This is a genomic window from Winogradskyella sp. (genome assembly GCF_045105575.1).
Lineage (GTDB): Bacteria > Bacteroidota > Bacteroidia > Flavobacteriales > Flavobacteriaceae > Winogradskyella.
On the sequence record NZ_JBGCDQ010000014.1, the window covers coordinates 1 to 2699 of the forward strand.

Genomic DNA, 2699 nt, shown 5'->3' on the forward strand with positions numbered 1-2699 from the left:
ATGAACAAAAAGAAGAAATAACCTTTGAAGATAAATCTATTATCGTTAACGATTTACTTTTTCATAATGGTATTTTATGGTGTGCAACACAACACTTTGGCGTTTTAGGATATCAAAATGGGGAATTCACTCACGAAATGAGTGTCGGAAATAAAATTGAGAGTTATTTTGTTGATAAAATTGAAGAAAAAAATGATACGCTTTACGTCTCTCACAAGGAAGGTTTCAAAATTTTAGATTTAAAGACTTTAAAAACGAAAACCTTAGGTACAGCTGAAGGTGTAATAGATGGTTCTGCGAGAGATTTTGCTATTGGTGATGGTAGGATATGGTATATATCTAACGATCAACTTTTTTCTACATCCACAAATAATGGTATATCAGAAGTTCCCGATTTTAAACTAAGTATTGATTCTTTAATAATAGCGAATAAAAGAGTTGATATGAGTCAAAATACCATTTTTGATTATAATGAGAATCAATTACAATGCTACATTAGTTTTTCAGGTATTCCCTACGAAAAGGAATCTATTTTAAAATATAAATTAAAAGGTTTTGATGAAGAGTGGAGCTCAGTACATATAAACACCAATGTTATAGACTATAAATTCCTTCCAAGTGGAGATTACCAATTGGAAGTAATCGCTGTTTACAGAGATTTTGTTTCAAAACCAATTAGGTACTCTTTTAAAATACAAAAGGCTTTTTGGTTGAGTTGGTGGTTTATTTTATGTAGTATTATTTTTTCTATAGGCACGATTTCAGCATTGTTTTTATATAGACTAAGGATAACAAAAGCGAAAAGCGAAAAACAACTAGAAGATCAGGTTTTAAAGGCTAACATTATAGAGATAGAGCTAAAAGCACTGCGTTCTCAAATGAATCCACATTTTATTTTTAATTCTTTAAATTCAATTCAAGATTTAATTTTACAGCAAGACACGAATGCATCCTATGATTACATTGTCTTATTCTCAGATTTGGTTAGAAATACTTTAAATTATTCTAATAAAAACTTTATACCTCTAGAAAAGGAAGTTGAGTTTTTAGAAACCTATTTGAAATTAGAAAAATTGCGTTTTGATGAGAGTTTTAAATGTACTATTGAAACCGAGAATCTAAACGATATTAGTATCCCTTCTTTAATTTTGCAACCCTTTGTAGAAAATGCTATTATTCACGGCCTCTTTCATAAATCTGGATCTAAAGAATTAAGTATTGTTTTTAAAATACAAAGTAACTATATACATTGCAGTATTATAGATAATGGAATTGGCAGAAAAAAAGCACAATCTATACTAAAAAGGCAAGGTAAGACCCACGTGTCTTTTGCCTTAAACTCAATCCAAAAAAGGTTAGATATTCTTAAAAATAAATATGGGAGCGACGTTGGTTATACCATTATCGATTTAGGCACAGCGGCAGAATCTGAAGGAACTCGGGTAGATATCACACTGCCATTTTTAGATTAAAACTTGAATTTACTTTTCTTTTTGTTATTTACAAACTCAATTTAGTCGTTATAAACCCTTAAGAAGCTTCTTTAGCAATTAATAGTATCATTGGTATTATTAATTTGTTAATCCTTTTAGATTGAAAAAAACAACTCAAATAGTTTTAATAGTTATTGGTCTAATCTCGCTATTACTTCTTTTCAATTGTAGTAAAATAGCTAGGCTTAAATTTGCAATGAATATGTTTTCTGGTAAGGAACAAGTAGAAAGGTTTCGAACTATCGAAGATTATTTTCCGACAAGAGAGATTTCGAAAAGCGAGACACCTTTTAAGATTCCAAAAACAACAGCTATCAAATTACCTTTAACATATAATTTCAAAGGAAGTTCTAAAGACACATACAAACTTATAGAAGATACAGATATTACTGGATTAATGGTTATTAAAAATGATACAATTTTATTTGAAAACTATTATCAAGGAAATACAGCAGAAGACCATACAATTGCTTGGTCTGTAACAAAATCATTCGTTTCAGCATTAGTTGGTATAGCAATAGAAGAAGGCCATATAGCAAGTGTAAATGATTCTGTACATAAGTATTTACCTGAACTAGAAAACTCTGCTTATGAAAACATAACGATTAAGAATCTTTTGCAAATGTCATCTGGTGTAAGTTGGAATGAGGACTATAGTGATAATGATTCTGATATTAATCGTTTTGGTAGAACATTAGCGCTTGGTCGTTCTTTTGAATCGTTTGTAAAAACTTTAACATATGATAAACCACAAGGTACCTTTAACCGTTATAATAGTTCTGACACTCAAGTTTTAGGTATGATTATTAATAAAGCAACAGGCATTACAGTATCGGATTACTTAAAGACTAAAATATGGGAGCCTATAGGAATGGAACGAAAAGGACTGTGGGTTATTGATAATCAAGGAAACGAATTTGCAGCTGCTGGTTTAAGTGCATCTTTAAGTGATTATGCCAAGTTTGGATTATTGTTTTTACATAATGGAGAATTAAACGGGAAACGATTAATCTCTAAAGAATGGGTTTCAAAATCCATTACACCAGATGCACCGCATCTAATTGCAGGATCTAATCCAAATTCAAGTAATGATTTAGGTTATGGGTATCAATGGTGGATATTTGATGGAAATGAAGGCGAATACGCTGCTATGGGCATCTATAATCAATTAATTTATATTAATCCAAAACATAATATTGTAATTGT

2 protein-coding genes are annotated in these 2699 nt (G+C 30.3%); both read left to right on the plus strand.

Annotated elements, in window-relative coordinates:
• A partial coding sequence (locus AB8B52_RS03890; RefSeq protein WP_406025441.1) for a sensor histidine kinase occupies nucleotides 1-1472 on the plus strand: 1472 nt, incomplete at its 5' end.
• A gap of 217 nt (nucleotides 1473-1689) precedes the next feature.
• Nucleotides 1690-2699: serine hydrolase domain-containing protein (locus AB8B52_RS03895; protein ID WP_406025443.1), on the plus strand; the 1010-nt coding region annotated here is incomplete at its 3' end.